This is a genomic window from Hyphomicrobium sp. (genome assembly GCF_020852195.1).
Classification (GTDB): Bacteria; Pseudomonadota; Alphaproteobacteria; order Rhizobiales; family Hyphomicrobiaceae; genus Hyphomicrobium_C.
In genome coordinates, this window is record NZ_JADZBI010000124.1 from 1 (window position 1) to 25,110 (window position 25,110).

The 25,110-nt window shown below is 67.3% G+C and carries 19 protein-coding genes and 1 pseudogene; 5 read left to right on the forward strand and 15 right to left on the reverse strand.

Going from position 1 to position 25,110, the window contains the following annotated elements; genetic code table 11:
- The coding region (locus IT540_RS09820; RefSeq protein WP_291176527.1) for a hypothetical protein at positions 1-216 on the reverse strand (216 nt) is incomplete at its 3' end.
- A gap of 199 nt (positions 217-415) precedes the next feature.
- On the opposite strand from IT540_RS09820, the gene IT540_RS09825 reads away from it, so the two are divergent.
- On the forward strand, positions 416-1,648 hold the full coding sequence (locus IT540_RS09825) for a TIGR03862 family flavoprotein (RefSeq protein ID WP_291176584.1): 1,233 nt from the start codon (positions 416-418) through the stop codon (positions 1,646-1,648).
- Positions 1,649-1,666: 18 nt separating this feature from the next.
- Here IT540_RS09825 and IT540_RS09830 read toward each other — a convergent pair whose 3' ends face one another.
- From IT540_RS09830 to IT540_RS09840, 3 genes are all read right to left on the reverse strand, one after another.
- A complete protein-coding gene (locus tag IT540_RS09830) occupies positions 1,667-3,478 on the reverse strand; it encodes an ATP-binding cassette domain-containing protein (RefSeq protein ID WP_291176530.1) in 1,812 nt (603 codons plus the stop codon).
- Between the two features lie 236 nt (positions 3,479-3,714).
- Positions 3,715-5,178, reverse strand: coding sequence for a PDZ domain-containing protein (locus IT540_RS09835; protein ID WP_291176534.1), 1,464 nt, complete (start codon positions 5,176-5,178; stop codon positions 3,715-3,717).
- Positions 5,179-5,356: 178 nt separating this feature from the next.
- A complete protein-coding gene (locus IT540_RS09840) occupies positions 5,357-6,106 on the reverse strand; it encodes a hypothetical protein (RefSeq protein WP_291176538.1) in 750 nt (249 codons plus the stop codon).
- A 248-nt stretch (positions 6,107-6,354) separates the two neighbouring features.
- On the opposite strand from IT540_RS09840, the gene IT540_RS09845 reads away from it, so the two are divergent.
- Positions 6,355-8,061, forward strand: coding sequence for an FHA domain-containing protein (locus IT540_RS09845; protein WP_291176542.1), 1,707 nt, complete (start codon positions 6,355-6,357; stop codon positions 8,059-8,061).
- 57 nt (positions 8,062-8,118) lie between these two features.
- Here IT540_RS09845 and IT540_RS09850 read toward each other — a convergent pair whose 3' ends face one another.
- The 6 genes from IT540_RS09850 to IT540_RS09875 all read right to left on the reverse strand — a co-directional run bounded on the left by IT540_RS09850 (position 8,119) and on the right by IT540_RS09875 (position 14,990).
- Complete coding sequence (locus IT540_RS09850; protein WP_291176545.1) at positions 8,119-9,384, reverse strand: GNAT family N-acetyltransferase; 1,266 nt, start codon at positions 9,382-9,384, stop codon at positions 8,119-8,121.
- A gap of 118 nt (positions 9,385-9,502) precedes the next feature.
- Complete coding sequence (locus IT540_RS09855; protein WP_291176548.1) at positions 9,503-9,865, reverse strand: ABC transporter permease; 363 nt, start codon at positions 9,863-9,865, stop codon at positions 9,503-9,505.
- 74 nt (positions 9,866-9,939) lie between these two features.
- The gene (locus IT540_RS09860) at positions 9,940-10,542 is read right to left on the reverse strand and encodes a hypothetical protein (protein ID WP_291176552.1); all 603 of its coding nucleotides are present in this window, start codon (positions 10,540-10,542) and stop codon (positions 9,940-9,942) included.
- Positions 10,543-10,717: 175 nt separating this feature from the next.
- Entirely contained in the window at positions 10,718-11,893 is a 1,176-nt protein-coding gene (locus IT540_RS09865; RefSeq protein ID WP_291176555.1) for a VWA domain-containing protein, read from the reverse strand.
- A 113-nt stretch (positions 11,894-12,006) separates the two neighbouring features.
- Complete coding sequence (locus IT540_RS09870; RefSeq protein ID WP_291176558.1) at positions 12,007-13,212, reverse strand: porin; 1,206 nt, start codon at positions 13,210-13,212, stop codon at positions 12,007-12,009.
- Positions 13,213-13,787: 575 nt separating this feature from the next.
- Complete coding sequence (locus IT540_RS09875; RefSeq protein WP_291176561.1) at positions 13,788-14,990, reverse strand: porin; 1,203 nt, start codon at positions 14,988-14,990, stop codon at positions 13,788-13,790.
- An 843-nt stretch (positions 14,991-15,833) separates the two neighbouring features.
- On the opposite strand from IT540_RS09875, the gene IT540_RS09880 reads away from it, so the two are divergent.
- Both IT540_RS09880 and mdoH read left to right on the forward strand, forming a co-directional pair.
- Entirely contained in the window at positions 15,834-17,408 is a 1,575-nt protein-coding gene (locus IT540_RS09880) for a glucan biosynthesis protein G (protein ID WP_291176564.1), read from the forward strand.
- Positions 17,405-19,405, forward strand: a complete 2,001-nt coding sequence (gene mdoH, locus IT540_RS09885) for a glucans biosynthesis glucosyltransferase MdoH (protein ID WP_291176568.1) — start codon at positions 17,405-17,407, stop codon at positions 19,403-19,405. Before IT540_RS09880 ends, mdoH begins: the two co-directional genes overlap by 4 nt.
- Before the next feature lie 287 nt (positions 19,406-19,692).
- On the opposite strand, the gene IT540_RS09890 is transcribed toward mdoH, so the two are convergent.
- The 3 genes from IT540_RS09890 to IT540_RS09900 all read right to left on the reverse strand — a co-directional run bounded on the left by IT540_RS09890 (position 19,693) and on the right by IT540_RS09900 (position 22,371).
- Positions 19,693-20,697: a TIGR01620 family protein gene (locus IT540_RS09890; protein WP_291176570.1), complete on the reverse strand. Its 1,005-nt coding sequence runs from the start codon at positions 20,695-20,697 to the stop codon at positions 19,693-19,695.
- Positions 20,694-22,148, reverse strand: coding sequence for a YcjX family protein (locus tag IT540_RS09895; protein WP_291176573.1), 1,455 nt, complete (start codon positions 22,146-22,148; stop codon positions 20,694-20,696). The genes IT540_RS09890 and IT540_RS09895 overlap by 4 nt, the downstream gene beginning before the upstream one ends.
- Positions 22,149-22,233: 85 nt before the next feature.
- Positions 22,234-22,371 carry a hypothetical protein gene (locus IT540_RS09900; protein ID WP_291176576.1) on the reverse strand — a complete coding sequence of 46 codons (138 nt, stop codon included), beginning with the start codon at positions 22,369-22,371 and terminating at the stop codon, positions 22,234-22,236.
- 207 nt (positions 22,372-22,578) lie between these two features.
- Between IT540_RS09900 and IT540_RS09905 the strand changes: the two genes are divergently transcribed.
- Positions 22,579-24,303 carry a methyl-accepting chemotaxis protein gene (locus IT540_RS09905; protein ID WP_291176579.1) on the forward strand — a complete coding sequence of 575 codons (1,725 nt, stop codon included), beginning with the start codon at positions 22,579-22,581 and terminating at the stop codon, positions 24,301-24,303.
- Between the two features lie 164 nt (positions 24,304-24,467).
- Here IT540_RS09905 and IT540_RS09910 read toward each other — a convergent pair whose 3' ends face one another.
- Positions 24,468-24,653 carry a hypothetical protein gene (locus IT540_RS09910; protein ID WP_291176582.1) on the reverse strand — a complete coding sequence of 62 codons (186 nt, stop codon included), beginning with the start codon at positions 24,651-24,653 and terminating at the stop codon, positions 24,468-24,470.
- Positions 24,654-24,781: 128 nt separating this feature from the next.
- Positions 24,782-25,110: pseudogene (locus tag IT540_RS09915) on the reverse strand (ATP-binding protein); the annotation flags it as partial.

The following is a 25,110-nucleotide window of genomic DNA, read 5'->3' on the forward strand; positions in this document are numbered from 1 at the left end:
CGGCGGCGTGCAGCGCTGGCGGCCCCAGAGATAGGAGCGATGCCAGCCGGAGCGGTCCCTCTGGCACGAGGAATGGAGGCCGTGCACGCGGATCACCTCGGACGTGGCGCCCGCGGACGAGGCATTGCCCGCGACGCCGAGCGGCGCCGCCTGCGCGACAGGCGCGAAAAGTCCGATGCAGAGCGCACCGGCAACACCGGCAAGAAGTGTCTTCATAGGTCGTCACCTCCCTGGGCTGGCCTGTCATGGATGCGGCCCGGAATCGTAAGGCCTATCCAGTGCAAGCCGATTGAGGAACAAAGGCATAACACGCTGGACTCCCCCATTGCGGGAGAACGTGCCATACGGTTTTTCTTTGCATAACCGCAGATGAATCGGAGATGAACGCTCCGTCCGAGCCCTCCCCCAGGTGTCATTGCAACGCTCCGAGCATCAGGTCGCCGTCGTCGGCGGCGGACCCGCGGGTCTCATGGCCGCCGAGACGCTCGCCACCGGCGGCGCCGCGGTCACGCTCTACGAGCGCATGCCGCGCGTTGCCCGCAAGCTGCTTCTCGCCGGACGCGGCGGCCTCAACCTCACGTATAGCGAGCCGCTTGAAAAATTCCTGACCCGGTACCACGAAGCGGCCCCGCGCTTGCGCGCCGCCATCGCGGCATTCCCGCCGGACGCGCTGCGTGCCTGGTGCGAGGCGCTGGGCCAGGAGACCTTCGTCGGCACCAGCGGCCGCGTCTTTCCGCGCGCCATGAAGACGTCGCCCTTGCTCAGGTCCTGGCTGCAGCGCCTGAGCGATCAAGGCGTCAAGATCCGCCTCGGCCATCAGTGGCTCGGCTGGGACAACGACGGCAGGCTCCTGTTCGAGACGCCGGAGGGCCGCATCGCCGTCGACGCCGCGTGCACGGTGTTGGCGCTCGGCGGGGCGAGCTGGCCGCGCCTCGGCTCGGACGCAAGCTGGCGTGCGCCGATCGAGGATGCGGGCATCCGCATCACGCCGCTCGCGCCTGCGAACTGCGGCGTTCGCGTCGCGTGGAGCGACGTATTCCGCACGCGCTTCGCCGGTCAGCCGTTGAAGCGCATCGCGCTGACCCTCGGCGCCGAGACGGTCCGCGGCGAGGCGATGATCGCCGCCGAAGGCCTCGAAGGCGGCGCGGTCTATGCGCTTTCCGCCCCGATCCGCAACGCGATCGTAGCGCACGGCACGGCCGGGCTCCACATCGACCTGCGCCCCGACGAGTCCGAGACGGAACTGGTCGCGCGCCTCGGAAAGCCGCGCGGAAAGCAGTCGCTCGCGACCTACCTGCGCAAGGCCCTGCACCTCGACGCGCCAGCCATCGGCCTGCTGCAGGAGGCCGCGCACGCGGCGGGCACGCCGCTCGGCGCATCTGGTCCCGAGGCCATCGCGCGCCTGGTCAAGGCCGTGCCGATCCGCGCCACCGGCCTCGCCCCCATCGACCGCGCCATCTCCACCGCCGGCGGTATCGCGTTCGACGACATCGACGCGTCCTTCATGCTTCGCGCGCGGCCCGGCACATTCGTCGCTGGCGAGATGCTCGACTGGGAAGCCCCGACCGGCGGCTATCTGCTTCAGGCCTGCTTTGCCACCGGCCGCGCTGCGGCGTTGGGCGCCCTGACCTATCTCGCCGGAGCGTGAGGGTGCGTGCTGCACCACCTAACCTTCGATCTCGCTCCTTAGCAGCTCCAGCTCCAACCACCGCTCCTCTGCGTCTGTAAGCGCGCCTTGCACCTCGGTAAGCTCGTCCGAGATCGCCGCAAACCGTTTGCGGTCGCGCATATAGAGGTCCGGATCGTCGAGCATCCGCGATAGCGCCTTCTGCTTCGCCTCGAGCGCGGCGATCTCGCCCGGCAGTGTCTCGAGCGCGTGCTTGTCCTTGAACGAGAGGCGCCGCTTCACGGTCGGCGGCGCGGCGTCCGCGGCCTTCGCAGGCTTCTCCTCCGTCGCCGCCTTGGCGCGAACCTCGCGCCTGGCGAGATCCGCCCCGCGCTGCGCCAGCATGTCCTGATAGCCGCCCGCATACTCGGTCCAGCACCCGCTCCCCTCGGGCACGATCACGCTCGTCACCACGCGGTCGAGGAAATCGCGGTCATGGCTGATGAGCAGCACCGTGCCCTTGTAGTCGGCCAGCACGTCCTCGAGCACGTCGAGCGTCTCGAGGTCGAGATCGTTGGTCGGCTCGTCGAGCACCAGAAGATTGGACGGCGTGGCGAGCGCGCGCGCCAGCATCAGCCGCCCGCGCTCGCCCCCCGAAAGAGCGCGGATCGGCGTCAGCCGTTGCTCGGGCGCGAACAGGAAGTCCTTCATGTAGGCGACCACGTGCTTGCGCTCGCCGCCGATCGAGACCGTGTCACCCCGCCCGCGCGTCAGCGCCTCCGACAGCGTCCAGGTGGGATCGAGGCTCTCGCGGCCCTGATCGAGCGTCGCCATCTCGATGTTGGCGCCGAGACGGACCTCGCCCGCATCCGGCTGAAGGGTTCCGGTGAGCAGCGAGACGAGCGTGGTCTTGCCCGAGCCGTTCGGCCCGACGATGCCGAGCCGGTCGCCACGCATGAGCTTCAGCGAGAGATTGCGCACGATGACGTGGTCGCCGAACGATTTCGAGATCCCCTTCGCTTCGATCACGAGGCTGCTCGACGTCTCCGCCTCCGCCACCGATAGCGTCGCCTTGCCCTGCACGGCGCGATACTCGCGTCGCTGCTGCCTGAGCTTGCGCAGCTCCGCCATGCGCCGCACGTTGCGCTTGCGCCGCGCCGTGACGCCGCCGTGCACCCAATGCTCCTCCGCCACGATCTTGCGATCGAGCTTGTGCTGGCGCACCTCGTCCTCGGCCAACTCCTGGTCGCGCCAGTCCTCGAAGGCGCTGAACGGCAGCTCGACGCGCCGCGCCGTCCCGCGGTCGAGCCACACTGTCGTGCGCGAGAGCTTTTCGAGGAAGCGCCGGTCGTGGCTGATGATCACCATGGCCGCGCGCGACTGCGCGAGCCGCCCTTCGAGCCATTCGATGGCGGGCAGGTCGAGATGGTTGGTCGGCTCGTCGAGCAGCAGGATCTGGGGTTCAGGCGCGAGCACGTGCGCCAGCGCCGCGCGCCGTGCTTCACCGCCGGAAAGGTGCGCCGGATCCTCGTCACCGGTAAGGCCAAGGTCTTCGAGAAGATGGCGCGCCCGGTGCGGATCGTCGCTCGCGGCGAGTCCCGCCTCCACGTAGGCGAGGGTGGTCGGATACTGCGAGAGATCCGGCTCCTGCGGCAGGTAGCGCACGAGCGCGCCCGGTTGCACGAAACGGCTGCCGCGGTCGGGCTGGACCAGTCCGGCTGCGATGCGGAGCAGCGTGGATTTCCCGGATCCGTTACGCCCGACGAGGCAGATGCGCTCGCCCGCGCCGACCGCAAGATCGACGCCGGTGAGCAGCGGCGTACCGCCGAACGTGAGTGCGATGTCCGTGAGCTGGAGGAGAGGAGGGGCCATGAGGTTCCGGAGCTGTGGCTGATGCGCGTCTATACAAGGTTCCGCGCGCAGAAAGCCAGCTCCCCCTCACTCGGAAGCGATTGGTCGGCCGCTCGCGCACTCTTCACCTCTCCCCGTCCATGCGAAGCATGGCTCCGCTATGACGGGGAGAGGCAAAGCGGTCGCGCCTTCCTTCACCTCTCCCCTGTGGGGAGAGGTCGCGCCGCGGGAGCGGCGCGGGGGAGGGGGAGCCACGGCTACTGCGCCTGCACCATGGCGTTGATGGCGTCGAACGTGGTGCGCCCGAACGCGCCGTCCACCGATCCGCTGTAGTAGCCGCCGGCAGCGAGGCGTTGCTGCAGCGCTCTGCGGAAGTCGCGGCTCCAGGCGCGGCTGTTCTGCATCATCTGCTGGTAGGTGAACTGGTAGCGCCGCTCCAGCGCCTGGTAGATGTAGCCGGCCGCCATGTTTGGATCGCGCGAAACGCCGATCCCCTTATCGTAGTGATAAGCCAGATTGTGGATGGCGAGCAGTTGTCCGCGCTTGGCCGCCTCGATGTACCATGCCGCCGCCGTAGCGGGGTTCTTCTCCACGCCGCGTCCCGTCGAGTACATGGTGCCGAGCGCCGCCATGCCTTCCGCATCTCCGAGGTCGGCCGCCCGCTTGTACCACTGCACGGCCTGCAGGTGGTCCGCCTCGAGCCCGCCGCCACCCTCGAACATGAGTCCGACCGCCACCATCGCCGGCGTGTAGTTGGCCTCGGCGGCCTTCTTGAACAGGTTGATCGCCTCAAGCGGATCGCGCATCAGGCCCTCGCCGTCGCGGTACATGCGCCCGAGCCGGAACAGGGCGGCAACGTTTCCGGATTCCGCCGATTTGCGGATCCAGCGCTGGGCCTCCGTGACGTCCTTGACCGTGCCGGTGCCCGACGCCAGCGCGTCCCCGTAGAGCAGCATGCCGTTCGTGCTGCCTGCGAGCGCCGCCTTCTTGAACCAGGAGACGGCCTCCTCCGCATCGCGTTGCACGCCGGTGCCGTTGGTGTAGAGCCTGGCAAGGAACATCATGGCCGGCGTGCTGCCGCGGTCCGCGAGATCGCGCAGCGCCGAGAGATAGCCGGTGGCGTCGTCACCTACGCGCCAGACGGTCAGCGTGCCCTGCGAGCCCGGCGTCCGCGCCTTGACCGCCTCGAGAAATTCGGAGGTGTGCGTGATCGGCGTGCCGTCGAGCGCGGTCACGAAGTCCCCGAAGCGAAGGCCGGCCTGTGCGCCCGGCGCACCGGGCGTCGTGTCGACGACGAAGATCCCCGCCTCGCCGTCGAGGCCGAGCGCGGAGGCGAGCGCGGGGTCGTTGACGCCGTCGAGACGGATGCCGACGTAGGCGAGTTGTTCCTGGCCGGGCCAGGGCTGGAACGCGATCGGCACCTGGATCGACTGCCCGCTGAGGCGCAGTCCCTGTCCCGGCACCGCGTCGCCTCCCCCGACCGGCGGAAACGGGAGCTCGGGCGTGGACGGTGCGCTCGACGACGAGCCGCTGCCCGGAGGCAGCAGCCGGATGATGTCGCGGTCGTCGCTCTCGTCATCGGCGACGCGCAGGATGTCCGTGCGGGACGCTCCGCCATGTCCGAGCCCGGAGAGGGACGGTGCCGCGGACGAGCAGGATAGGGGCGCGGTGAGCAGCAAGGCGAAGGCTGCCGTCAGCGCACGGAGTGAGAGGCCTCTCATCGGTCGGCCTAGCGTGATTGCGTCGAGCGGGGAGTCTAATGCCGGCCGTTGTGGCGGGCAACGCCGCTCACGACCGACAGCCAGGCGCAACGTCGCAACTTGCTGGCGCACACCGGTGCGCACGCCGTCATGCTTCATGATGGCCAGGGACCCGATATGCTAGAGACCCGATCGCGCTCTATGTCGAGGCCGGCTTCCATTCGCCCGGCGCGGTCTGGCAGAAGATTGCCGTGTTGGTGGTTTTCTCGTCGGCCGTCTCCTGGCCCTTCTTCTTGCGCAGCTCGAGCTCGGTCGTGACCTTGCGGCATTGGGTGTCGGGCGGGATCTCGCCGATGCGCACGAGCTCCTCGTCGACGACCGGCTTGGCCGCCGGCTTCTTGGCGTCCGCCGGGGGCGCGGCCGGCGGTGCCGCGTCGGTTGCTGTGGAGGAGCCCGTCGAGTCGGACGCATATCCGCTTGGCGGAGAGGCACCTTTGCCCGCGTCGGGCGCGACGACCGTGTCGGCCGCGACCAGGATCGCAGGATCGTCCTTGAGATCGGACGCTTTCTGCGTCGGCTCGGCGACGATCGTCACCTGCTTCTTGCCATCCTTCGACGTGTAGGTGTCGCTGACGCGCTGCTCGGGATCCTTGGCGACGACCACCTTGGCACGCCGGGCGACCTCGCGCCGCTCGTGCCGCGACAGATGCTCGAAGATCACGACGCCCACCGCCACCGCGGCGACCACGCCGAAGGCCTTGCGGAACGGTCCGCCGAACAGGATGACGCCGCCGATCACGGGCGCCGCCACGCCGGGCAGGATGCGGGCAGGCGCTCGCACCACCTTCTTGAACGCCCGGCGGATGCCGAACTGGGCGTCCGCCGGCGGCGGCAGGCTGGTGATCGCAACCGAGGCCGCGAGAGTAACGCAAAGGATGCGTGCAAGCATATCTCGACTCCCCTGGAGTGCTCTCGCCCGGGCCTCCGGCGGGTTGGCCGGCGGCCGGGGCGATCCCGGGATCCGGGCCGGAGAATATCCGAACTGGCCCTATCTCGGGAGTGGGAATCTACCCCCGCCGTCAATGAGGGTTTACGCCCTTAGCGGAGGCCCTTTTCACGGGCGCTGCACCGCCAACCCGTAGGGGGAAAATCGACAACCATCTGGATGGAGATCCGGCGTTGCGCTAGGAATCGCGCGTGAGGGGTGACGGTCGCCGGGTCGATATGCCGCTTGAGAAACGAGGGACGTCCTGCGGCTTCTGGGGGCGCCTCATCGCCCTTTTTGTGGCAGCCCTGAGCGTGGCCGCGCCGGCCTCGTTTGCCGCACGCGCGTTCGACGCCCGCCGCGTCGAGCCCTCGGTCTACAAGATCTACACTTTTATCCCCGCCAAGAATAACCAGTTCAGCATCTCCTCGGGATCGGGCTTCCTGATCTCGGGCCGTCGCTACGTTGTGACAAACTTTCACGTGATCGAGGGCGGCGCGCGGTTCTATATCGCCTTCCGCAGCGGACGTGAGGCCAAGCTCGTCGAGGCGCGCCTCGCCGAGAAGCGCCCGAATGTCGACCTCGCCCTCCTCGAGGCGCGTGAGGATCTGCCCGGCGAGGTGCTGAAGCTCGGTGAGTACGAGCCGGAGAAGCTGGCCGAGGTGGTCGCCATCGGCTTTCCCGGCGCCGCCAACCTCAACAGGGAGCTGGTGCCGGGGGCGGACGCGCAAGGCGTACCGCTGACCGACCTCGACTCGACCGTCACCACCGGTATCGTCTCGCGCATGACATTCACCAACCTCAAGGTCAGCGAGAGCCAGATCCTGAGTGCGCGCACGGTGCAGCACAATTCGGCGATCAACCCCGGCAACAGCGGCGGTCCGCTGTTCGATTCCTGCGGCCTCGTGGTAGGCGTGAACACGCTGCAGGGCCTCAACTCGCAGGGCTTGTTCTTCTCCATCCACGCGGGCGAGGTGGGCCGCTTCCTGCGCGAGGGGCAGATCCCGTTCTCCTACACGACGCGCGCATGCGGCGGGACGCTGAGCTCGAGCCTCGTTCCGCTCGCCGTCGGCCTGACTGCCGCGCTGGCGCTCGCGGTGGCGGCGTTCCTGCTGCGCAGAGAGCGTGCGCCGGCCTGGCTCGAGGCGATCCCAAGGGGATTGGCGCGCCTCGCCGCATCGAAAGCCGGAGGGTCGGTGAAGAAGAAGCCGGGACAGCGTGCTCTGCCCGCGTCCGCATCGGCGGGCGATCTCTGCCTGCGCCCTGTCGAGGGAGGCCCGCCCATCCGTCTTGACGTGAGCGGCCGGGCGCTCACCATCGGCCGTGGCCCGGGCAGCGACCGCACGGTGGCGAGCGATACCGTCTCCAAGATCCACGCGCGCCTCGCCTACGACCGCAAGGCCGAGCGCATCCGCATCACCGATCTCGGCTCGTCGAACGGAACCTATCTAAATGGCGCGCGCATCGCCGAGGCCGACGCCGCCCTCGGCGCGCATGTACGCCTTGGCACCGTGGAGTACACGGTCGCGCGCGAGCTGCGGGCGGCGGAGCCTGCGTCGGGTGCCGCCGCACGCGGCGGCTGGATGCTGTCCGGCTTCGACCCATCGGGCAGAGCCGTGCAGTTCGAGCTGCGCCCCGCCACCGACAAGGCTTCGGGCCGCGAACTTCCGGCCACCTGGACCTTCGGCCGCGATCCGAGCCGCGCCAACTTTGTCATCGACGACTCGAGCGTGTCGGCGCTGCACGCTCAGCTCATGTACAACCCGGGCGAGGCGCTGATGCTGCGCGACATAGGTTCCATGAACGGCACCCGTCTCGACGGCGAGAGCATCGGCGGCCGCACCGTGACGCTGCGCGACACAGGCCCGGAGATCGCCTTCGGCCTCGCCGCCCTGCGCCTCTCGCGCCTGACGGGTTAGCGGCCATGGCATTGTCGGGGGGCGGTGATACGGGGCTTCGATCTGGAATGAACAGCTCTAGTCGCCGCTTTGTCCGGCGAGCATGCGCGACAGTCCGCGGCGCAGCCCGATAGGCAGCGCCTCGACGCCACGCTTCAGCGCCGTTTTTGCGAACCCAATGTAGACCACGGCATAGAGCCGTCCGGCGAACGAGACCGGCAATGCCCAGTCGCGCACGGCAACCGCGGCATCCGCCCATTCGAGCTTGTAGCGGTCACCGGGCGCCAGCAGGTCGAACACGGCCATGCCGTCGGCGAAGGCGCCCCGGATGCTGTCCTCCATGAGCAACGCGCCGACAGACGATTTCTCGAACTCGAGATCGTAGGCGATGACGTGGGTGGCGGTGCGCCCTTTGCAGCGCACGCCGATTTCGAGCGCGACGGGGCGGCCGGCCGAGACGAGACCCATCACATGGCACCCGGCCGGATGCGATGCCGCGCGCGTGGCGTCGGCGAAGAAGGCGGCCGTCCTAGGATCGCTCAACGCCGGCGAGACGAGTCCACGCTCATGCAGCCACCGGCGCTTGAGGGCGAACGTCTCGGCGGCGAGGCCCTCGGCTTCGGCGCCGTCCGTGTAGCAGACCGTGGCGAGAGCCCCACGCTCGGCGAGCTTGCGCCTGAGGCGGGTGCGCTTGCGGCGCGCGTTGTTCGAGTAGCGGCCCTCGTAGACGGCGAATGTCGGCGCGCTGACGAGATCGAGGTAGGGTGCGGCGAGCTCGGCGGTCACCATGGCGTTCATCTCGGCAAGCAGTGGCGCGATGGCCGAATCCTCGCGCACCTTGCGAAGCTGCATGACGCTCGCGCCCGTACGGCGGGTGACAAGATCACAGGCGCTGCGCAACAGGCTGCGCGCGTCGGGCACGTCGTCGATCAGCACGTCGCCATATTGGCTGACGGGCTCGCCCATCCAAGACAGCCGCTTGAGCATCCCGATGCGCTCGAGCACCAGCGGCCAAACCATCACGAGGCGCCCATCGACGCGGCCGGTGACGATCGCGAGCTGCGGCCCGGCCGCTCCGGGCTCGGGAAGGAAGTGATTGGCCCAGTGCCAGAGCCAGTTGAAGGTCTGGAACATGTGGATGTCGCGGCCGGCGCGCGCGAAAAGATCGTTCCACGACGTCTCGAGCGCATCGAAGCCCGCGCGCGTCGTGACGAGGTCGAGCGTGATCTCGGTCGCCCGGTCCGGACCGGCGGCGCCTGCATCCCGGACGGCATGCTGCGCGCCCGGAGCCCGCGGGGCATCCTGGAGCTGGCGCTCGAAAGTGCGCACGGGCAGCACGGACATGAGGGCAATCTCTAACGCATGACAAAACGCCGTCCCGAAATGGGAAGCGGGCGACCGGCAGCGATAGTCCCATAAAAAGGATAATGATTTGGTGAGATCGGCGGCCTCGGCTACGGCGTCAGGCGTGTGCGATTTCGACCAGCACGAGCACCAGGAGCAGCACGACGAGGACCCAGAGCGCCGCCGCGCCGCGCCGCGTCTGCGCGCCGACGCCGAACAGCGCAACGAGCGCCACCACGGCGGCCGAGAGGAGGTTGATCATGATCAGGCCGGCGATGCCGAGACCGCGCGATCCCTCCCAAGCGCCTTCAATGAAGGTCGCGCCGGCAATGCCGATCAGGACGGCGCCGAGCAGGCGCGGCCAGAAGCCGCTCGCCGAGGCCGGCAGGCCGAGGATCTTGATCGTGGCGAGCGGGGCCAGCACGAGCGCTGCACCGCCCGCGAGCTTGAGAAGCGTTTCGAGCCACAAGAGCTGTTGCACGGCGGATCACATGGAAATGACGGAGGCGGACGCCCGGAAAGCCGCAAGCAAGGCAACGTCGGGAGCGCGAGCGGCTAGTTGCCGCCAGCCTTCTCGGCCTGCTTCTCCCACCAGTCGCCGGACCCGAACTTGGGACCGGAGTCCTCCACGCCGCTGTCACCGAAGAGGCCGCTGAAAAATCCCTCGTCGTCCTTCTTCGCGACGACGGCTTTCTTGGGCGGCTCGTAGTCTCCGGCCAGCAGCCTGCCGAGATCCTGCTTGATACCGGCCGTCTTGCGCTCGGAGCAATAGTTGGTCTCGTCCGCCGCCGCCTTCATCACCCCGTTGTAGCTGACCTGGTAGATCTTCTCGATCTGGGCAAGCTGTTCGTTCGAGGCGCCGAGGCCGACCTCGTGCGCGAGGTAGGAGGCCTTGAGCTTGGCGGTGTCGAAGTTATAGCCGCACTTCGCCGCGCGCGCCGAGACAGTGCCGACCTGGAAGGCACGATCGGTCGGGCTGGAGGTGGGCGCAGGCGGCACGACGGCGACCGTCTGGGCGATCGGGGCCGCTGCGGCGCCGGCAGCCGGCGGCGTGGGTGCTTCGCCCAGGATCGACGCCGTCGACACGCCATTGCCGCTCGACGAGCAGCCCGCGAGGGCGGCGGCAAGCAACAGGGCGGCGATGGAGCGGCAATGCATGAATGACCCCCAAGCTGCTCAAAATCAGCGCAGATTTGCGCCCTTTTTGAGGTGAGGTCAACCCGACGCCGCGGAACTCTGTGTGCAACTCCGGGCACTTGTGGGCCCGTGTGTACAACTCTTCGAGGAACCTCATCCGGCCTCAGCCGCCCCCACGAGATCGCGCCTCGCAAATCTAACGCATCAGCTCGCGGATCGCGGCGTCCAGCCCCGCCAGCGTCATCGGATACATGCGTCCCTCCATCAGGCGGCGGACGAGACCGATGGACGGCGTATACCCCCAATGCGCCTCCGGCACGGGATTGAGCCACACCGCATGCGGGTAGATGGCGGTGACCCGCTGCAGCCACGCCGCCCCGGCCTCGTCGTTCATGTGCTCGACCGCGCCGCCGACGTGCGTGATCTCGTACGGGCTCATCGAGGCATCGCCGACGAAGATCACCTTGTAGTCGGCGGGATACGTATGGAGCACCTGCCACGTGGGAGTCGTCTCGCTCCAGCGCCGCGCGTTGTCGCGCCAGACGCTCTCGTAGAGGCAGTTGTGGAAGTAGTAGTACTCGAGATGCTTGAACTCGGTGCGCGCCGCCGAGAACAGCTCCTCGGCCGTGCGCACATGCCAGTCCATCGAGCCGCCGACGTCGAAGAACATCAACACCTTCACCGCATTGCGCCGCACCGGGCGCAGCGTGAGGTCGAGGTAGCCCTTGCGCGCCGTCCCGCTGACGGTCTGCTCGAGATCGAGCTCTTCCGCGGCGCCCTCGCGCGCGAACCGGCGCAGGCGCCGCAGCGCCATCTTGATGTTGCGCACGCCGAGCTCGACGTCGCCCGCCAGATCCTTGAACTCCCGCTTGTCCCAGACCTTGATGGCACGCCGGTGCCGGCTCTCCTTCTGCCCGATGCGGATGCCGGCGGGGTTGTAGCCGTAGGCGCCGAACGGCGACGTGCCGCCGGTGCCGATCCATTTGTTGCCGCCCTGGTGGCGGTCCTTCTGCTCGGCAAGACGCTCGCGCAGCGTCTCCATGATCTTCTCCCAGCCGCCGAGAGCCTCGATCCGGGCTTTCTCCTCTTCGGTGAGATGGAGCGCCGACACCGCGCGCAGCCAGTCCTCCGGGATCTCCGCGGTGGTGGCCTCGCTCATGAGGTCGAGACCCTTGAAGACGTGAGCGAAAACCTGGTCGAAGCGATCGAGATAGCGCTCGTCCTTCACCAATGCGGCCCGCGAAAGGTAGTAGAAATCCTCCACACGGTAGCGGGCGACGTCTGAATCGAGCGCCTCGAGCAGCGTGAGATATTCCTTGAGCGTGACCGGGACCTTCGCGCCCCTGAGCTCCTTGAAGAAGGTCGTGAACATGCGCCCATTACTACCCCGCCCGGAAAAATGGGCATAGGGAAAGTGAGCGAAAGGCAAAAAAAGAAGCCGCCCCGAAGGACGGCTTCCAGTTCTGTCAGCGAGCTCAGCTTTGATTAGAAGTTGATGAGCGCGCCAGCCTTGACGTAATCGAAGTCTTCGATGACGCTGCCGGCTGAATCGTCGCCCTCGAGGTGGCGATAGCTGAGCCAGAGCGACATGGCGGCCGCGTCGATCTCCTGCACGACGCCGAGACCCCAGAGATCAACCTCAGATCCAGCACCGTCGTTGTTAAAGTTCTCGTACTCGCCGTAGAACACGGTCGCGCCGAGATGCGTCAGGTTACGACGAAGACCACCCTTGATGTAGAAGAAGTCGTTCTCCGCTGCAGCGCTGTCGCTGTCGAGCTCGCCGTAGGCGGCATACAGGAACAGGCCGGTGCCGATGTGCTGAATGTAACCGCCGATCTGGAAGAACTCGGTGTCGGTGATGCCAAGCCCATCATTGACGCCCTGCGTACCGTTGTCCGAAGACTCCGAGTAGGCGGTCGCAAGAGCAACCTTGAAGCCATGATGCTCGCCGGCATAGCGCAGAGCGATATCCCAGAAGTCATCCTCGCCCCAAGAGGCCGAAGCCGAGAAGCCCGCGAAGGTCGGCGTGTCGTAGCGAACCGCATTCAGAGGAATGCCGTTGCAGTCCGTGCAACCCGTGAGGCCGATCCAGGACGTGCCGCTGCCGCGCGCCTCGAACCCACCGTAGTCGAACTGCACGAAGTTCGCCGGAATGAGCGAGCCCGAACCGTCGACGAGGATTGCCGTGTTGTCCGAAGCCTGCGACTGCAGACCAACCGAGAGCTTGCCCCAATGGTCGCTCTTGATGAACCAGTAGGACTGCAGCGTCTGCACGTAGTTGGTCGAGCCGGCGAGACGACCCGGGCCATTGTCGGTATCCGCGTCGATGCCGAGCAGATGATCGCTGCCGTCGGCCTCGAGATGGATGACGTAACCAGCCGTCCAGCCGGGAACGATGGTGGCCTGGCCGGTGAACTTGACGTTGGTGCCGATCGTCGTGCCGATGCCGCCGACGTAGACGTTGCTCTCCTCGCCGTCATCCCACCAGAGGACCTGCTCGGCGACCCAGCCGGAGACCGTGAGCGAGACCTTGCGGTTGCCCTTGCGGACTGTCGTGGCTTCGAGCTCGGCGATCCGCTCCTCGAGGTCGGCGCAGCAGTTGCCCCCAAGGTCGGCTGCATTCGCGCTCGTGACGAGACCGCCTGCGAGCAGGCCGGCCGCCGCCAGGGCGCCTAGGCTATATTTATTCATAGACCTTCTCCCAATCTGCGTTGGTAATCGAGATGGCGGACGCCCTTACTCGGAGTGTTACGCAAACCAGGCCGCGCTCTGCGATGTTGACGGCGCGAAGATTCCCTCGGAACCGCCGCTGGCCGGAGAGTCTGCGATTCTCCCCTGCGCAACAATCGAGCAATGTCATTTTCACCCCGACGGATTAGCAACTGTGGCTGCGGTGCCACGAAGGTCTATGCGAGGGCCGGATCTGCGGGGAAATCGCCGGGTCAAGCAAATTGCCCGGACTGTGAGAGCCTGGGGATGCCCTGGGGATATCCACTTGGCGCCCCACGGCCTCGGCCCGATTGCCGGAAGTACGCGCAACACCAGATCGTAAGGTGATTCGTGCCGCGGACTCGCATGCCGGCCATCTCTGCACAGCCGGTGGAGAGATGAAGCCGTACAGATATATAGAGTGAAGCACGCAGGCGGGCGGCGGCGTATATAGCCCCGCGCTAGTTCGGTGGCAGGCACAGGGCGGCGCGCCCCAAAAGAAAGAAGCCGCCCCTTTCGGGACGGCTTCCTGATTGTGTTTGCAGTCTCTGCTTCGATTAGAAGTTGATCAGAGCGCCAGCCTTCACGTAGTCGAAGTCCTCGACCACCGGGCCGCCCGTCTCGTCACCCTCGAGGTGACGGTAAGACAGCCAGAGCGACATGGCGGCGTTGTCGATCTCCTGCACGATGCCGATGCCGTAGAGCTCGACTTCCGACGCGTTGGCGGTGTTGTCATAGTCGCCGTACTCGCCGTAGAGCACCGTGTGTCCGAGCGGCGTCCAGCGCTGACGCAGACCACCCTTCACGTACCAGTACTCGTTATCGACCAGAGCGGAGTCGGAGTCGATCTCGCCGTACGCGCCGTAGAGGAAGAGGCCCGTCGGAACGTGCTGGATGTAAGCGCCGACCTGGAAGTAGTCGGTCTCAGTGATGCCGAGCGCGCTGTTGACCGCCTGAGTGCCGTCATCCGAGGACTCGCTGTATGCAGCGGCAGCGGCCAGCTTGAAGCCAGCGAACTCGCCGGCGTAGCGCAGCGCCACATCCCAGAAGTCATCCTCGCCCCAAGAGGCCGAAGCCGAGAAGCCGGCGAAGGTCGGCGTATCGTAACGGACCGAGTTCAGCGGAACGCCGTTGCAGTCCGAGCAGCCGGCCAGGCCGCCCCAGGTGGAGCTGCCGGCGAAGAAGCTGCCGTAGTCGAACGCCACGAAGTTCGCCGGAATGAGCGAGCCCGAGCCGTCGACGAGGATCGAGGTGTTGTCTGATGCCTGCGACTGCAGACCGACCGACAGCTTGCCGAGGCTCTCGCTCTTGATGAACCAGAACGACTGCAGCGTCTGCACGTAGTTGGTGGAGCCGGCGAAGAAGCCAGGTGCGTTGTCCACATTCTGGTTCAGGCCGCCGAGACCGTCGCTGCCGTCAGCCTCGAGATGGATGACGTAACCAGCGGTCCAGCCCGGGATGATCGTGGCCTGGCCGGTGAACTTGACGTTGGTGCCGATCGTCGTGCCGATGCCGCCAACGTAGACGTTGCTCTCGTCACCGTCGTCCCACCACATGACCTGCTCGGCAACCCAGCCGGAGATCGTGAGCGAGACCTTGCGGTTGCCCTTGCGGACCGTCGTGGCTTCGAGCTCCGCAATGCGCTCTTCGAGGTCGGCGCAGCAGTTCCCCCCGAGGTCCGCTGCGGACGCACTCGTAACGGACAGGCCACCTGCGAGGAGGCCGGCCGCCACAAGGGCGCTTAGGCTTTGCTTTTTCATTTACCTTCTCCCGTCTACTAACTTCGAAACGGGCGCTTGACGCATTCAACACGCAACGCGCACACAAGCTCGAAAGACAGCGGCAGCACGACAGACCGAATCACCGCCTCAGGCCGAGATACTACGCAGATCTCTCTTGCACAGGGAATGGAGAAGATGGCGTTTTCAGTGGAATTCGACTGTCATGTGGCGTGATTGCAACGAGTTCTGAGGGCGCGTTAAGGCATTGAGCTTACAGATGATTTTAAGAAACGGTTAAAGCCCCGTGTTGGAGTGCGGCGGAGCCGTTAAGCTGCCCCCTGTGGACGACGCAAAGCGGGAAAAATACCCGGCTGATCCGGGATAATAGATGTCGAAGCAACAGCTTGCTTGTCGCCCAGCGGCGCACGCCTGACAGGCATATGACGTATTAATTGGGCGCCTATAAAGTGGGCAGACAGGCAACAATGCATGTTGCTCCCAATCCGTCCCCATCGTTTCCGTCCATTTCACCCATGGTCGGGACGTCATACCCGGAGCATGGGGGAACCCGCGTGCACGGGTCCTTGCGGCGGACGAGCCGCTCGGTTATCGTTGCTGCATCGCAAAAACCGTCGTCGTCCGTCGTGCGTGTGGTGCAGTCCGCTCAGCTCCGTTTGAGGCGCGTCTTGCAGATTATTGTTGCCACATTCGACGTTTATCTGCTGCAAGCGGCACGGAACCGAGTTCTGTGCATTGGGTATCTGGGTTGCCCCGGGGGGAGCATCCGAATGACCGACCGGGTTGGTGCCGGAGGAGCGCTGATCGGGCGGAAGGGCGGTGCCGCGGCGGTCCGGACGGAACGTCTCCGGAACAGAATCACACATGAGCGATGATCCTGGCATGGGCCGAGGCCCAAATCGCCGCGGGGTTCTGATCGGCGCAGGCGCGTGCGCGATGGTCGCCGCTTTGGCCGACCACGCGTTGGGTGTTGCCGAGGCCATGGCGCAGGAGGCCCCGGCGCAGCCTCAGGACTCGTTCGCCGCTGATCATGTGAGGAAGCTCGCAGAGGAGCTGGCCGCGCGCGACTTCGTGAAGCCGCGCGTCGACCTGCCGGAGCCGTTCAACGCCCTGACCGCTGAGCAGTATCGCGACATCCGCTTCCGTCCCGATGCCGCCGTGTGGCGGGGAGAGGGGCTCGGCTATGAGGTGCAGCTCCTGGCGTTGGGCTGGCTCTATGAGACTCCCGTCGAGATCTGGATCGTCGAGCAGGGCAAGGCGCGCAGTCTGCGCGCCGACAGCGCGAGCTTCTCGGTCGGGCCTTCCATTGCCGCAGCCCCCGACGCCGCCCCGTTCGCCTTCTCCGGGTTTCGCGTCACGGGCACCATCAACACGGCCGAGGCCCTGAGCGAGTTCGTGTCCTTCCAGGGCGCGAGCTATTTCAAGGCCGTCGGTCGCTATCAGCAGTACGGGCTGTCCGCGCGCGGCCTCGCCATCAATACGGCGCGGCCGGGCGGCGAGGAGTTTCCTGTCTTCCGCGCCTTCTGGATCGAGAAGCCGAGCGCGGCGGCCCCCGAGATCGTCATCCACGCCCTGCTCGACAGCGAGAGCGTGAGCGGCGCCTACCGCTTTACCATCCGCCCCGGTCGCGCGACGGTGATCGAGGTCGAATCGACGCTCTTCCCGCGGCGCACGCTGACGCACGTTGGCATAGCGCCACTGACGAGCATGTACTTTCACGGGCCGGCCCAGCGGCGCATCGAGCGCGACTATCGTCCGGCCGTGCACAACAGCGAGGGGCTCGCAGTGGTGAACGGGCACGGCGAGCGCCTGTGGCGGCCGCTGTCCAATCCCAAGATGCTGCAGACGAGCGCCTTCGTCGACAAGGACCTCAAGGGCTTCGGGTTGGTCCAGCGCAACCGCGCGTTCGCGGGATACGAGGATCTCGAGGCCCGTTATGACCGGCGCCCCACGACCTGGATCGAGCCGCAGGAGAGCTGGGGCGACGGCTACGTGGAGCTGATCGAGATCCCCATCAGCGAGGAGATCCACGACAACATCGTCGCCTATTGGAAGCCCGCGAAGCCGCTGCAGCCCGGCCAGAGGTACAGCTACGCCTATCGCGTCTCGTGGGGCGACGACGTGCCGGCCGTGTGGTCGGGCGCGTGGGTCGTGAAGACGCAGGTGGGCGCCGGCCGCAATCCGGACACGCTGCTGTTCGTCGTCGACTTCGCCGGCCCCGCGGCCAGGGACGCGCGCGAGCTTCCCGTCGCCGACCTCGTGCCGACCGCCGGCACGACGTCGAACCTCAGCGTGCAGCGTCACCCGGACCTGCAGGGCTTCCGCGTCCGGTTCGAGCTGAATCCCGGGGGAACTGAGCTTGTCGAGTTGCGTTTATGCCTGAAGCTTGCCGGGCAGCTGATATCCGAGAACTGGCTCTATCGATGGACGAAAGCATGATCGCCGAGGACCCTGCAGTTGGCGCGGCGGACGGAACGCCTGCGGCAAGTTCATCCCCACGGTCCCCTGTTGCGTTCCACGATGCGAGCGATCCGGCGCTGCTGCCCGAGCCGGCGCCGCTCGAGATGCCGACCCAGGATTTCTCCGCGCGCCCCGAGCGGATCTGGCCGCGTCGCCGTGGCCCCGGCATCCCGCGCACCGCCATCTTCCTCGGCGCCGCCTTGATGACGGCTGCCTTCGCCTACGAGCTTTACGGCGTGCTGTCGTTCGTGCAGATGACGCCGATCCAGCTCCTCTTCCTGGTGCTGTCGACGCTGACGTTCGCCTGGATATCGGTCGGCACGCTGTCGACGGCGCTGGGCTTTTTGCCGCTGTTCGCCGGCGAGAAGGCCGACACCATCGCCATTCCTTCGGCCGACGGCCCCCTCAGGGCGCGCAGCGCGCTTCTGTTTCCCGTCTATCACGAGGACCCGGCCCGCATCGCGGGCACCATCTCCGCCATCGTCGAGGAGCTGTCGTCCCTCGGCAAGACCGGCAACTTCGACATCTTCGTGCTCTCGGACACACGCGGCGCCGATACCGGCATTGCCGAGGAGGCGGCCTACGCCGAGCTGGCCCAGAGGCTCGACGGCGAGGCCCGCGTCTATTATCGCCGCCGCATCGAAAACACCGGCCGCAAGGCCGGCAACATCAAGGACTGGGTCGAGCGCTTCGGCGCCGCCTATGAGACGTTCGTCATTCTGGACGGCGACAGCATCATGTCCGGCGTGGCGCTGGTCCGCCTCGCGCGCGCCATGGAGGCCGATCCGTCCGCGGGTCTCATCCAGACCGTGCCGAAGCTGATCGGCGGCAAGACGCTTCTGCAGCGGTTGATGCAGTTCGCGGCCAATACCTACGGGCCGTCGACCGCCGCCGGCCTCGCATTCTGGAGCCAAGACCAGGGCAACTACTGGGGCCACAACGCCATCATCCGCACGGCGGCCTTCGCCGGCGCGGCGGGCCTGCCCAACCTCCCCGGCCCGCCGCCGTTCGGCGGGCACATCCTGAGCCACGACTTCGTTGAGGCCATGCTGCTGCAGCGGGCCGGATGGGGCGTGCACATGGCGCCCTCCATCGAGGGCTCCTTCGAGAGCATGCCGCCGGCTTTGACCGACCTCATCGTGCGCGACCGGCGCTGGTCGCAGGGCAACCTCCAGCACCTGGCGCTCCTGTTCCGGCCGGGCGTGCCGGGCATGGGCCGCCTGCACCTCTTCATGGGCGCGCTCTCCTATATCGTCTCCGCCATCTGGGCCGCCTCGCTCGCCGTCGGCCTCGTGCTGGCCCTGCAGGGCCAGCAGCTCCTGCCGAGCTACTTCACCGACAGCAAGACGCTGTTCCCGATCTGGCCGGTGATCGATCCGGGCGCCGCCATGCGGCTGTTCCTCGCCACCCTGGCGGTCGTGCTGCTGCCGAAGGCGCTGGGCCTCGCGCTCGAGATGAAGCGCGCGCACCGCGCCCGCGAGCTGTTCGGCATGCCGCGCGCGGTCGCGGGCGTCGCCACCGAGACCGTGTTCTCGATGCTGTTCGCACCGATCATGATGATGACGCAGACCTCGTCCGTGCTGCAGACCTTCCTCGGCCGCGATGCGGGCTGGAAGGCGCAGCGCCGCGACGGGGCTCACATGCGGCTCGCCGAGGCCATCCGCTTCCACTGGCCGCACATGCTGGTCGGCGTCGTCGTCACCATCGTCTGCTGGGAGACCTCGCCGGGCCTCCTGGTCTGGATGGCGCCGGTGGTGCTGGGCCTAGTGCTGTCCGGCCCGCTCAACTGGCTGACCTCGCAGGACGCGGGCCCGGCCATGAGCGCCATCCTGTCGACGTCCGTCGACAGGCAGCCGGCATCGATCGAGCTGCGTGCGCTCCGCCATGCGGAGATCTGGCGCGACCGCCTTGCGGCGCCTCAGCGCGAGCCCGGGACCGCCTCGACGCAGCAGGGCCGCGAGCTCGTTGCCGCGTAGCATGTTCTCGTTTCCGAACCCTGGCGCCATCTCGCACGCCACACGTTGTGTGGGGAAGCGGGGGCGTAGCGATGCGCCGTCGCACGAGCGGGCAGGGTGATTGTGGAAATTTGCGTGGGTCCCGGCCTTCGCCGGGATGACGTTGAGAGAAGGCAGACGGCATCCCCATACCAGACGCCCTCCCGGCGCAGGCCGGGACCCACGCAAATTTCCGCTTGCGCAACGTTGGGAGGAGCGGCCCGCCCGCCAGGGCCGAGTCGAATGAGGCTGGAGCAAGCCCCAGCTGGTCACACTCCCGCTTGCGGCTTGGCGCGGCGCAGGAGCTCCGGCAGCAGATCGCGCAGGCGGATCGGCTCCGCGTCGAGGAACGGGATCGGCCGCGTGACCGCGATCGCCGCCGTGCCGATGCGCGCCGTCAGCGCGCCGTTGAACACGCCCTCGCCGAGGCGCCGCGAGAGCCGCCGAAGCAAATCCTGTCCCAGGAACTGCCCGACCAGGTCGTCGGTCATGGCAACGCCGCCCGTCGCCACGAGATGGGTGACGACCATGCGCGCGAGCCGGAGCGCACCGAGCCCGCCGGGCCGTCCGCCGTAGAGCGTCGCGAGCCCGCGCAGGAGCCGCAGGTTCTCGATCGCGACGTAGAGCATCGCCACCCACACCATCGGGCTCATGGCGGTGACGACCGAAACGCGCTTCGCCGATTTCAAGACCAGCCGCCGCGCGGCCGCGTCGAGCGGTGCCATCACCTCGCGGTCGGCGAGCCGCAGAAGGTCGCCGGCATCGCGCACGTCGCCCGCGTGATCGCGCAGCCGTGCAAGATTCCAGGAGAGGTCGCGCCGCCCGCGAAACGTGTCCACGAGCGCAGCCACGGTCTTGCGCTCGAGCCGGATATCCTTGCCGCTGAGCGCGGTGTCCGCGTCGCGCCTGAGCCGCGCGAGCCGCCCGAGTCGAATAAGCCCGATGATCTCGCGCAGCACAATCACGAGGCCCGTGACGACGACGACAGCGGCGAGGCTGGTCGCGGTCCAGCCGATCCAGTCCTCGCGCGCGAGTGCTGTTGTCACGAAACTCGTGAAGCTCGCGACCAGCGCCAGCCCCACCAGACCGGCGAGCGCAGACAGGAAGACGCCGCCCACGCTCGCCCCTTGTGGCGCAGCCGACCGTCCCGCCGGCAGCCCTCCGTCGGCCGCAAGGTCGTCGTCCACCGTTTGCGGCGCCTCGCCGACGATGTTGGGATCGTCCGTCGCGAACACGCGCGGGCCACGCGGCGCGGGGCTGTCGGTCTCTGTCATGTGAGCCAGTCTCCGAGCAGAAAATCGAGCGCACGGTCGAGGCGGATGTGGGGCGGCGCCGGGATCTCGCCGGACGCCTGCACCGGCAGGAGGCGCGGCGGGCGGAAGCGCGGGAACGTGGCCGTGAACGGCGCCGCGCCCGAAAGCGCGGCCGCGGGATCGGCCGGCAGGTCGCCCGGGAAGATGGCGGCCTCGCGGCGGCCGTCGAACCGCGTGCCGCTGACCACCTCGCCGGGAAGCGGCACGCCGACGATGCACGGCAGCATGGCGCGGCCGTCGCGAGCCTGCGCCTCGCGCGTCGCGCGCAGTGCGGCAAGCGCGAGCACGTGCGTCTCCGCTCCGGCCGCCCCCGCGCGCTCGGCGGCGCGCTGCGTCAGGAGACGCAGGATCGCCTCCAACCGGTCGTGGCTCGTGTGATGGATGTGGTCGGCCTTGGTGGCGGCGAACAGCAGCCGGTCGATGCGTCGCGCACCGAAGAGGCTCGCGAGCCAGCTCGCGGCGCCGGGCCGGAACGCGCGCAGTACGGACGCGAGCGCCCGTTCGAGCTCACTCGCCGCTTCCGCGCCGCCGTTGAGCGCGCCGAGCACGTCGACGAGCACGATCTGCCGGTCGAGCCGGCTGAAGTGCTCGCGGAAGAACGGCCGCACCACATGCTGCACGTAGCTGTCGTAGCGCCGCGCCATCATGGCAGCCAGGCTGCCGCGCGCCGGCGAAGCGTCGGCCGGAAGATCGAGCGGAAAGAAGGTGAGCAGCGGCGAGCCTTCGAGGTCGCCCGGCATCAGAAAGCGCCCCGGCCCGAGCGTGGCGACGTGCGAGTGGGCACGCGCGGCGCTGAGGTGGTCGGTGAAGCGGCGCGCACCGTCGAGCGCCGTTTGCTCGTCCTCGGGCGCCGAAGGATCGAGGCCGGAGACGAACGCCAGCCAGTCCGCGCTCGCCTTGACGCGCGATGCCTCGCGGGCCCGTGCAAGCGCATCCTGCGACCACGCCGCGTAGCTCTCGCCGAGCATGGCGAGATCGAGCAGCCATTCGCCGGGATAGTCGACGATATCGAGATTGAGCCGCCGGATGCCGAGCGCGCGGCGGATCGGGCTCTCCGGCGTGAACGAGAGCGCGACGCGCACCTCCGCGACGCGCCGCGTGCTCTCCGGCCACTCCGGCGGATCGGAGGCAAGCGCGGCGACGTGGGCCTCGTAGTCGAAGCGCGGCACGTTGTCGTCGGGCTGCGGTTCGAGGTCGGCCGAGATGAGCCGCCCCTCGGCGTAGGGCGCGAAGAATGGCAGCCGTCCGCCCTGCGTCAGGTTGCGGATCAATGCCGTGATGAAGACCGTCTTGCCGGAGCGGGCGAGCCCCGTCACGCCGAGGCGTAGCGAGGGCGTCATGAGGTCGGCAAGCCGATTGCCCGCCTGCGCCAAGCTGTCGGTCACGGTCAGGGGAAGGTCGCGGGCGCGCAAGGGAAACCTCGTTGAGTCTCCCTAATTAGGCGCCGCGCGCGGACGCCGCAAGACAGCGCGGCCCGATGGCGATCGCGGTCCGCGATCAGCCGTAAAAGGCGACGAACACGCCGGCGCCGATCACGGTCAGCGCCATCACGACAAGCGTTGCGCTTTTCAGGAACTCGATCATGCTTCTCCTTCGCTCCATGGCCTGCAGGCCTCTGCCTGCAGGGTAGGCCATGAAACCTAAGGCTCCGCCAATGAACCGGCCCTGAAAGCAGGTGTCAGCCCCCGTTCATCTCGCGGCACGCGAAAGTCTGAACAGCCGTCAACGAAGACCAACAACCGGTAAAGCACGACGGCGCAACCCGCACGCAACTATTCATTCATAAGAGAGCAATATTATCGGGAAAAGTCATAAAGTTATGAAGAAGAATTAAGGTCGCAGATGAAACTCCTGAACGTGGTGTTCGAGCGCATCCGGCTGGAGACGCTGATCTCGCTGCTCACCATCGCGGCCGTGGTCGTGTCGACGGCCTGCCTGATGCTGATCGTGCATTTCCAGCTTCGCGCGGATGCCGAGCGCAAGGCCATCGAGAACCAGCAACTCGCGGTGCGTATCGGCGCCGAGCTCCTGAGCGCCGTGCATCCTGAGACCCGCGTCGTCTGGACGGATGAGGGCACGGTCGGGAAGCTCGTGATGGACCGGCGTCCTGACACCAAGGACCAGGCGCTGGTCGATTCCATGACGCGCGTGACCGGCGAGCCCGTGACGTTGTTCTCCTACGACGAGACCGCCGATGACTTCGTGCGCGTGGCGACCACGGTCATGACTGCGGAAGGCAAGCGGGCGACGGGCACCTGGCTCGGCCGTGGGAGCGCAGCCTATGCGCCCGTAAAGAGCGGTCAGCCTTACAACGGCGCGGCCGACATTCTCGGCACACCCTACTTCACCGTCTATTTCCCGATCGTCGATTCCTCGTCGAAAGTGACCGGGCTTCTCTTTGCCGGCGCCAAGCAGTCGGCCGTCTATGAGCTGGAGGCGGCGATGGAGCGAAAGATCCTTCTCACGTCGGCCGCCTTGCTCGCCGTCATGGCATTGGTGGGCTTTGCCCTGTCGCGCGTCCTGACGCGCCCGATCCCGGTCCTGGCCGGTGTCATGGCGCGCCTGGCTCGCAACGAGGCCGACAGCGAGATCCCTTACACCACCTATACCAACGAGATCGGAGAGATCGCGCGCGCGGTCGCCGTGTTCCGCGACAATACGATCGAGCGCAGCAAGCTCGAAGCCGAGCAGGCCCGCGAGGCCAAACGGCGCGAAGCACGCCAGCAGGCGCTCGAATCCCTGATCGAGGGCTTCAAGGCCGACGCCGAGCAGACCATCGCCGCACTGGCGGTGATGGCGGAGGATCTGGAGCATACGGCGGGCTCGCTGCAGGGCATAGCCGCCGGTACCAACGACAAGGCCCAACTCGTCGCCACCGCGTCCGATCAGGCCTCCGCCAACGTCGGAACGGTGGCCGCCGCGGCCGAGGAACTCTCGGTCTCGATCTCCGAGATCGGCAACCAGATTACGGAAGCCTTGAGCAACGTCAGCTCCACAAGCTCGATGGCGGCCACCAGCAACGAGCGCATGTCGGAGCTGCTCGCTTCGGCCCAGCAAATCGGCGAGGTGGTGACCCTGATCCGGGAGATCGCCGGCCAGACCAATCTTCTCGCCCTCAACGCCACCATAGAGGCGGCGCGTGCGGGCGAGGCCGGCCGTGGCTTCGCCGTCGTTGCGACCGAGGTCAAGACGTTGGCGACGCGCACGGCGCAAGCCACCGAAAGCATCTCCGAGCAGGTGGCCTCCATTCAGACCGCGACCGACCACGCCGTCCGCGCCATCGCCGAGATCGCCGAGCGCATGGGGCAGGTCAACAGCATCACCACGACTATTGCCGCCGCCGTCACCGAGCAGGGCGCGGCGACGTCGGAGATCAACGTCAGCGTCCACCATGCGGCGGGCGATACGCGTCACGTGAGCGAGACCATCGCCGGCGTCACCGAGGCCGCGACGTCGACCTTCAACTCGGCCCGCCAGGTCCTCGAGACGAGCGCCATGGTGAGCGCGCGCACCAAGGCCTTGAGCGCACGCATCGAGAGCTTCCTCGCCGGCGTCGCCGCCGCGTGATCGCGGAGGGCTCTTCGCAGCCCACGCGCTCGTGGCCCCTGGATGGCCGGGTCAAGCCCGGCCATGACGGTGAAAGAGGGTAGCCTGCCGTATTGAGACGCCCATAGCGAAAGCCGGAGCCCAGCTTGCGTGCTCCAGCCAAACAGAATTCGCTACGGCCTGCCTTACGGGCCGTCGATATGCACGATCAGGCTGCGCGCCTCGGCCTTGAGCGAGGCCAGCTCGAGGCGGACGTCGTCCGTACTGCGCTGGGTGACATGCGCTTCCGCATGGGTCGACGGGCGCGGCGCACCCATCAGCACGAGAGGCGCGAGCGCGAGCACGAAAGCACGCCGGGCAGTCTGGGTCATGGGAGCCTGTCCTTGCTGACAAGAATACGACCCGGCAAGGATCTCACAGGTTCTCTATCGTCCGTCTTAAGACGGACATCGCGCGACTGCACGAGCGCGCGATTAATCGAGCTAGGGTTGAGGAGGTGTTAATCGCTCTTGCGCCGGCTCATGAACGCGAGCCGTTCGAACAGATGGATGTCCTGCTCGTTCTTGATCAGCGCGCCGGCCAGCAGCGGGATGACCTTGCGGCTGTCGCTCTCGCGCAGCACGGCGGGATCGATGTCCTCGTTGAGCAAGAGCTTCAGCCAGTCGAGCAGCTCCGAGGTCGAGGGCTTCTTTTTGAGGCCGGGCAGATCGCGCAGGTCGTAGAACACGCGCAACGCCTCCGACACCAGCCGGCCCTTGAGCTTCGGGAAGTGCACCTCCACGATCTCGGCCATGGTTTCGGGGTCGGGGAACTTGATGTAGTGGAAGA